General features: G+C 36.0%; 6 protein-coding genes, 1 tRNA gene and 1 pseudogene. 5 read left to right on the top strand and 3 right to left on the bottom strand.

The window, feature by feature from the left end:
- Positions 1 to 43: 43 nt before the first annotated feature.
- The 4 genes from ACJML3_RS04875 to ACJML3_RS04890 all read left to right on the top strand — a co-directional run bounded on the left by ACJML3_RS04875 (position 44) and on the right by ACJML3_RS04890 (position 3,955).
- Positions 44 to 133, top strand: a tRNA-Leu gene (locus ACJML3_RS04875).
- Between the two features lie 258 nt (positions 134 to 391).
- The gene (locus ACJML3_RS04880; RefSeq protein ID WP_406021108.1) at positions 392 to 1,945 is read left to right on the top strand and encodes a POTRA domain-containing protein; all 1,554 of its coding nucleotides are present in this window, start codon (positions 392 to 394) and stop codon (positions 1,943 to 1,945) included.
- Between the two features lie 15 nt (positions 1,946 to 1,960).
- Positions 1,961 to 2,722: a filamentous hemagglutinin N-terminal domain-containing protein gene (locus ACJML3_RS04885; protein WP_406021110.1), complete on the top strand. Its 762-nt coding sequence runs from the start codon at positions 1,961 to 1,963 to the stop codon at positions 2,720 to 2,722.
- Between the two features lie 273 nt (positions 2,723 to 2,995).
- Positions 2,996 to 3,955, top strand: coding sequence for a hypothetical protein (locus tag ACJML3_RS04890; protein WP_406021112.1), 960 nt, complete (start codon positions 2,996 to 2,998; stop codon positions 3,953 to 3,955).
- Positions 3,956 to 3,996: 41 nt separating this feature from the next.
- Here ACJML3_RS04890 and aroC read toward each other — a convergent pair whose 3' ends face one another.
- Entirely contained in the window at positions 3,997 to 5,091 is a 1,095-nt protein-coding gene (aroC, locus tag ACJML3_RS04895; RefSeq protein ID WP_406021114.1) for a chorismate synthase, read from the bottom strand.
- Positions 5,078 to 6,054 (bottom strand): annotated as a pseudogene (gene prmB, locus ACJML3_RS04900) (50S ribosomal protein L3 N(5)-glutamine methyltransferase). Before prmB ends, aroC begins: the two are co-directional and overlap by 14 nt.
- Positions 6,055 to 6,436: 382 nt before the next feature.
- Between prmB and ACJML3_RS04905 the strand changes: the two are divergent.
- Positions 6,437 to 7,402, top strand: coding sequence for a flagellin (locus ACJML3_RS04905; protein WP_406021116.1), 966 nt, complete (start codon positions 6,437 to 6,439; stop codon positions 7,400 to 7,402).
- Positions 7,403 to 7,731: 329 nt separating this feature from the next.
- Here the strand turns inward: ACJML3_RS04905 and ACJML3_RS04910 are convergent.
- Positions 7,732 to 8,162: ImmA/IrrE family metallo-endopeptidase (locus tag ACJML3_RS04910; RefSeq protein WP_406021118.1), on the bottom strand; the 431-nt coding region annotated here is incomplete at its 5' end.

Genomic DNA, 8,162 nt, shown 5'->3' on the forward strand with positions numbered 1-8,162 from the left:
CGGGCACCACTTCAATGTGGTAAAACTTAGCAAAACACCTGTTGCCCAGGTGGTGAAATTGGTAGACACAAGGGACTTAAAATCCCTCGGAACTTATACTTCCGTGTCGGTTCGACTCCGACCCCGGGCACCACTCCGATAAGACAGATTTTTCTGTCTTTTTTTATTTCTACTCTCTTCAAATCCATTTATAGAATGCATTTAAACTGCATTTACTTATCCTGATCTCTGTTCTTTTTAAGAAAATCAAGCCTTTTTAAAATTTTTATTTTTATTATAAATCAAAGACTAATTTTCAAAAGTGGCACAAAACGCCATTTGCGAACAGGATTTTTTTTCTTGTCTGATAGCATACGCTCAAAATTTTTAATCACCTTTTTAGGAGAAAAAAATGAAAGCAAAAGCTATTTTTAGAAAATTATTCTGTTATCTTTTTATTTTTATTCCTTTATGTTTTTCTGTGTCTCAAGCTATGACCTTAAAATCAGTCACTATTGAGGCACCATATGAATACGACGCAAAGACTGACAGAAAAGTGATTAACAGTGTTGTCAATCAGTATATTGGTCAAGGCATTACTGTTTCTCTTCTCAATAATATTGTAAGTAACCTTAATAATCTGTATGCAACTTATGGTTTTATAGGCGCACTTGCTTTATATCCTTATCAGAATGCATCAGATGGTAATGTAACAATTGTTATTGACAAACTTAAGGTCTTAAAAAGCAGAATCTCAAATGATACAAACATTCCATATAAGATAGTTTACTCTCTGCTTGCAAAAGCCAGAGCAAATCCTGCATCATCTGTAAATGACAGCTCGATTAGTGACCATCTCAATATGGTTAAAGCTCTTGGTGCTTTTGATGTGGATGTTGTACTCACTCCAGTAACATCAGATGATCTTGAAAAAGCCTACTTTTTAAAAGCAGATGAATCATTTTATATGATGGATCTTGTAGCAAAGAAAAAGAAGCGAATTAATGCATCAGTCTACTATGACAACCATGGTACAAATTCTACCGGTAAACAAAGACTGACTGCTCTTATAGGCTCAAATAATCTGACAAATAATGCTGACAGAGGTTTTATTGGCCTAAATGCAACTGATAAAGGTCAGTTCAATACTGTTGCTGACTATGCTTATCTTCTTTCTGACAGTTTCGTATATGTTGGTGCGAACATAAACTATGGAGCATATTCAATCAAAAAAAATTATGCTCTGACCGATGTCAAAGGCGATATGTCAGGAATTGAGCTTTATTTACAGAATATTGCCTATAGCGATCCATTCAACATGACAATGATAAAAGGTGGTGCCTATTTTAGAAATATCAAAGACAAATTTAAAAGTTTTGATATTGAAATGAAAAGACGCAACGTAGGAAGCTACTTTGGTTTCACTCATGATTATCACAATATTAACAGATCTGCACTTTTTAAAACCGACAGTAGAATTGCACTTAGCAAGACTGATAATAAGGATGACTACTCTATCTATTCTGAAAATCCTTATTTCCTTTTAAACAGCAATAATACTTTTGACTACTTTTTATCTGATAAATACTCATTAAATTTAAGAGCTAACATTCAGTTATCAAATAAGGAAGTTGATCCTATTGATCTTTTCAATGCAGGTGGTGATCAGGCTGTTTATGCATATCAGTCAAATCTTGCTGCAGGTGATTTAGGTCTTTTTGTCTCAACAGGAATAAGCAGACACAATAACGATCTTTTCAATTCAAAAATATCATTAGAACTGATGCAGTCTCATCTTAAGAATCAACACAGTAAAAAAGAAAGTTTCTTTGGTGTTGGTATTAAAGCAAATCTTGAATATAAAGGATTCTTCTCAGAAATATCACTTAGCAAGGCTGTAGGAAAACATCAGTCAAAAGCACGCGACAGCATTAGCACACTTGTTCAGTTTGGATATAACTATTAGTAAGGAAAAAATCATATGAAATTTTTAAAAGTTTTTGCAAATCTATTGATTGCGCTTCTAATTACAAAGGCAAACGCTCAGTCAGTATTACCATCAGGTGCACTAAACATACATGGAAATGCATCTACAAATACAATTGGTAATCAGATGTTCATAACATCGAGTACTAAGAATAATGTAATTTCATGGTCAGATTTCTCAGTAGGAGATTCAAATAACGTGATATTTGATGCTAATAGATATCTGAATTTCGTGAGAGGCCCTAAGGCATCAGTGATTAGCGGCAATATTCTGTGCTCATCTGGAGGTGAATTCTATTTATTCAATCCAAATGGAATAACTCTATCAAAAGGCTCTAATATCGCAGCTGGTAAGGTTTATCTGTCAACGGCAAAGCTAACTGAAGAAAATGTAAACAGATTCTTGAATGGTAATGATATTACTCTTAGCTATAAAGGCATGGGCAAAATCAGAGCTGTTGGAAATATAACAACTAACAATCTTACAATGGATGGTAGTCAGATAATCATTGGTAATATTGAGAATATTAAAGGAATATCTGATGATGGTAATCACAAGCCTCTAACAAACAAAGATAGTAATAATATTATTTTAGCTTCATCTGTAAAAAGAATTGATATTGGTGGTAGCAAGAATATCGATCTTAAAGAAGACTATAAGTTTTCAGAAGAATCAGGTGTCGTTTCACAGCTTGGCAAAACTGCAGTTTCAACAAGATCTGACTTTATTTCAATTTCAGATAATCTAGGTGGTTAATACTTTTTAACTAATGATATAGATAGCGGTGAACTAAACGACTCTATAGGCAAAAACAATGCATTTAAAGGCACTATAGACGGTTGTTACAACACAGTCACCTATCAGATCACAAAGAATGGTATTAGCACTGAAAATACTGGTCTTTTCAGCTCACTTGATAAAGCTAGGATTAGTAATCTTAAAATATCAAATCCAAAGATCAGTATTACAACCGATCTTGACAGAGGCAATATAGGCGCACTTGCAGGATCTGTTTTAGGCTCCGATCTTATGAATGTTGAAACAGACAGACTGAGTATTGATATTAATGCAAAAGGTGATTTTAAGGCAAATATAGGAGCAATTGCAGGTATTGTTGAGAATAATGGAGTAAACAATAAGCTTGAAAATCTAGCTGGCGGTTTTGATGTGCAAACACAGTCAAAATACCAGAGCAACTCTGATATTAACCTTGGAGCAATAGCAGGCAGACTGGATGATAATTCATCTATAAAAGGATCAATTGTTGTTAAAGACAATTTTGATAATTCATCTTTAAAGGCTTTTGCAAAGAATCTAAAAGATGTGAAATATGATAAGAATGCTCATTTAAAAGATGAAAATTACATTGTTTATAACGGAGAATACCAGAATAAGAATTTCTATACACCTTATTTTGTAGATAGCGATTATATCTTTGAATATGATGATACAAAGAAAACACAATATGATTATTCTGATCTGACTGATAACAAATATTTCAGACAGGACGATTATATTGATGTACAAAAGCAGTATACAGATAATATCTTGAATCCAGGTACCTATTCACATACATTGAGCAGCAAAGTTAATGGTACAAAGTTTTACTTTGTAAAAGACAATCAGGCAAAAGACAGCATTTTACATTCTATTATTATCACCAAAAAGGATGTGCACAATAACAATGCAGGTGTTATAAAACCATCTGACAGTACTAATACTCCAATTAACAATAATCTTAGTCAGTCACTTTCAACAGTAAATAGCAACAATGAATCTAATAATACACTATTAGCTATTGAAGACAGACTTGAAAAAAAAGAGTACAAGAATATCAGCAAGGAAGGTCAGGTTAAGGCTATAAGAAAAGGTCTTACTGACAATATGATCATGAATGATACTTTTCTTGCATCTTTAGATCTGAACAGTAAAGATGACGGTAAGACTATGCTTGCCTTAAATGATAATGAAGATGAGATAAAAGGATAGTAAGATAGCAAATACGGCAGAAAACTGCCGTATTTTAAATTTTACTGAGGAGGAAGAACAAAGCTCTGCTCTTTTACATTAAAGCACTGAGCCTTATGCAGTAAAAGCGCATCTAAAAGACAGCATGCTAGCATTGCCTCTGCAATAGGAACAGCTCTGATACCTACACAAGGATCATGTCTGCCCTTTGTAACAACCTCACATTCTTCACCAAAACGGTTGATGCTTCTGCCAGGAACAAGAATACTTGAAGTTGGTTTTAAAGCAATTTTTACCTTTATCTCCTGACCTGAAGAAATACCACCTAGAATACCACCTGAATGATTTGATTGAAAACCATCCTTTGTTATCTCATCTCTAGCCTGTGAGCCTCTCATTGCTGCCAGAGCAAAACCGTCTCCGATTTCTACTCCCTTAACTGCATTGATACCCATCATGGCATAGGCAATTTTTGCATCTAAACGGTCAAAGACAGGATTTCCAAGTCCACAAGGAACATTATGAGCGCGTACCTCAACAACAGCACCAACGCTGTCACCCTTTGTTGCAAGATCTTTAAACAGGGCCTTAAGATCATCAATCTTATTTGGATCTGAAAAATTAAATTCGTTTTCCAGTGCATTTTTCGCTGAATATACATCAGTTGAAATATCACCGATTGCACTAACACATCCATCAATGCTTATATTGAACAGATCATTTAATACTTTTTTGGCAACTGCACCAGCTGCAACACGCATCGCAGTTTCACGGGCTGAAGAGCGTCCACCACCACGATAATCACGGATACCGTATTTAGCAAGATAAGTATAGTCAGCATGACCAGGTCTGAACTTATCCATAATATCTGAATAGTCTTTTGAACGCTGAGATGTATTCTCAATAATAAGACCGATAGGTGTACCAGTAGTCTTGCCTTCAAAAACACCTGATATGATCTTTACAGCATCAGCTTCATTTCTTGGAGTGCCATATCTTGTGCTGCCAGGTCTTCTTCTATCAAGATCTGGCTGGATATTTTCTTCCGATAACTCAACTAATGGAGGTACACCATCAATAATACAGGCTAGTGCAGCACCATGACTTTCACCACAGGTTGTAATGGTAAAAACCTCACCGAAACTATTTGCTGCCATTTAATACCTCATCTGCAGCTTTTTGGAAAATATCATGGTATGCAACAAGCTGCTCTTTTGAAAGAATGAAAACACCGCATCCGCCCTTTTTAAGATCAACAAAATGGAAAGGGACGGTTGGGAATAAATCTACTAAATGCTCTTCTGAGTTACCAACTTCCATGATAAGAATTCCGTCATCCTCAAGGAATTCAGGAGCATCAGCTAAAATTCTCTTAGCACAGTCAAGACCATCAGCACCTGAGCCTAAAGCCAAATCAGGCTCGCAGTGGTATTCATCAGGCATTGTGCTCAAATCGTATTCATCAACGTATGGAGGATTTGCAACTATCACATCATACTTATCGCCTTTTAGAAGATTGTCAAACAAATCTGATTTGATTAGTGTAACTTCATTTTCAAGGGCATAAGCTTCTACATTAATGTTTGCAACATCAAGAGCATCATCACTGATATCAACAGCATCAACTTCAATGTCCCTGTCAAACTGCAGAGCAATAGCAATTGCAATACATCCAGAGCCTGTGCACATATCAAGAACACGCTCAGGGGACTTGCTTATATATGGAGAGAATCCGTTTTCAATAAGCTCGCCAATAGGAGATCTTGGAATAATTACCCTGTCATCAACATAGAACTGCTTTGAACAGAAGAATGCTCTATGAGTAAGATAAGGAGTTGGGATCTTTTCAATCGCTCTTAAAATAGCGATCTTAGAAATTATCTCTCTTTCATAGGCTGTAAGTTTAGTATTTAAAACAAGCTCATCTACAGGAGGAGTCAGATGCATAACTGCATGAACAATCTCCTGAGCTTCATCCCAGTAGTTGTCAGTACCGTGACCGACATAAACATCGTAGGATGCAAAACAGATACAAGGTATCTTACGACGTCCTGAACTGTTTCAAGCTCTTTTTCAATAACGTTCTGAATCTGCTCTACACTTGGTGGTGTATCAAGCATTGCATGAATATCAAGTATCTCTTGATTAGATGATAATTTCGACATATAAGCTTTCTTAAAAAAAATGAATACTGTCTGATTATATCATCAAATATAAGGTGTTACCGTCTTAACACCTTAAAAATCAGCAAGAAATAAAATTATCGTATTGTTTTGTCAGAAAATCGGCAATTTAATGCCGTTTTATGATTATCACTATTATCCTTTTCATTAATTTAAAAACATCAATTATTTTTTTTACTTATTTTTCAGAATGTTAATTTTTAATTATTAACATATGGCACACTTTTTTCATAAAACTAAGTAACTTCAGATTATATCGATTTTTTTCGATAGTGGAGCTTGTCTGAAGACAATAATCATTATTTGGGGAGAAAAGAAAATGGCTCTATATGTACAAACAAATACATCGTCTATAAATGCACAAAGACGATTAAATAACGCCACTAAATCTTTAGATACAACCTTTAAGCGTTTATCTTCAGGTTTAAGAATCAATTCAGCTAAAGACGATGCTGCAGGCTTGCAGATTTCTGACAGACTTACCTCTCAGATTAATGGTCTTAAGCAAGGTAACAGAAATGCCAATGACGGTATTGCTCTTTGCCAGACCATGGAAGGTGCTCTTGATGAAACCACATCAATGCTTCAGCGTATCCGTACTTTAGCTCTTCAGGCTGCTAACGGTACTAATACAACTATTGACCGTCAGGCTATCCATGAAGAAGTACTGCAACTGTCACAGGAAATTACACGTATTGCATGTAAGACAACCTTTGGTGGTCAGCAATGTCTTGCCGGTGCAAGCAAAGGTATATTCAACAATAAAGGTGAACTTTCATTCCAGATTGGTGCCTATGCATTTGATACTCTATCTGTGACAATGTCAAATGGCTTTACCATATCAGGTATCTGTGCTCAGTATAAGAAGCAGACTGGTAGTGGTAGTTTAGATATGGGTGGCGCCGCAACTCAAGATAACACCACAAATGGTCTTTATAAAGAAAAAATTGTTATTGGTACTGTAACTAAATCATATTATGCATTTTCTGTTCATTCAGCATCTGCAGCTCAGAATACTATACAGACAATCGACAAGATCATAAATATTGTTGATTCTAAGAGAGCTGAGCTTGGTGCATTGCAAAACAGAATGGAATCAACAATCCGTAATCAGGAAAATGTCGCTGAAAATGTATCAGATGCAAGATCACGTATCCGTGATACTGATTACTCTGAGGAAGCTTCAAATCTGTCAGCTCAGCAGATTATCCAGCAGGCTGCTCAGAGTGTCTTGACTCAGGCAAATCAGAGACCTCAGATTGCAATGAATCTGCTAGGTGGCTAGTAGATAATATTAAATCTCCCCGTATGGAGCTCAGTACAAGATAGCAGGAATATATTAAAAATATTTTTATTGTCTATTTGTGCGCTTGTCACGCTTCGTCACTCTTAAATATGCACTATTGTAGTGCATATTCAGTGCTGATTTTTGATAAAAAAAAATTATCATTTTTTACGCATGCATATGCTTAACTCTGTCACGAACCTCAGCTCGTTTTGCATTGTTGAAACGCTCTAAGGTTCCTACAAGATGGCCAGTGACACGTCTAATGTGCTCAAACTTGCCCCACTTTCCAACAATGCCTTTTTCATCTGCATGAAGTCTTGTGTATATTACTTGTCTCCCAGGAAAAGCTGAAACTGATGCTTTAGATCGTTATGAGCGTTGTATTTAATAAAACCATCCTTTTGGAGCCTTCCTACAACAATACCTGTATCTACAGATTCCTGTTTAGCAAATTCCATAATCGCAGCTTTTGAGTAATCCGCATTTTTAACAAATACTGCGTAAGCTTCAGGAGAAATTAAAAGTTCAGCAGCAAAGCGATCGGCTTTGTTTTCGTCTTCGTCGGTTAACTCGCATCGACGAAAATCACCGTGTATTACGTGGGCCAACTCATGAAAGAAGCTGAAGCTAAAAATATCAGCTGTCTTGCGCCTGTCTGTCATCCCAAGTACTACATTCTTTCCGATTGAAAATGATGCGCCGTGCAGACCGGAGCCTTTTAATTGAGGCAGGATCACTACTGCTACGCCACAGTCGT

The organism is Succinivibrio sp. (assembly GCF_045124615.1).
Lineage (GTDB): Bacteria > Pseudomonadota > Gammaproteobacteria > Enterobacterales > Succinivibrionaceae > Succinivibrio > Succinivibrio faecicola.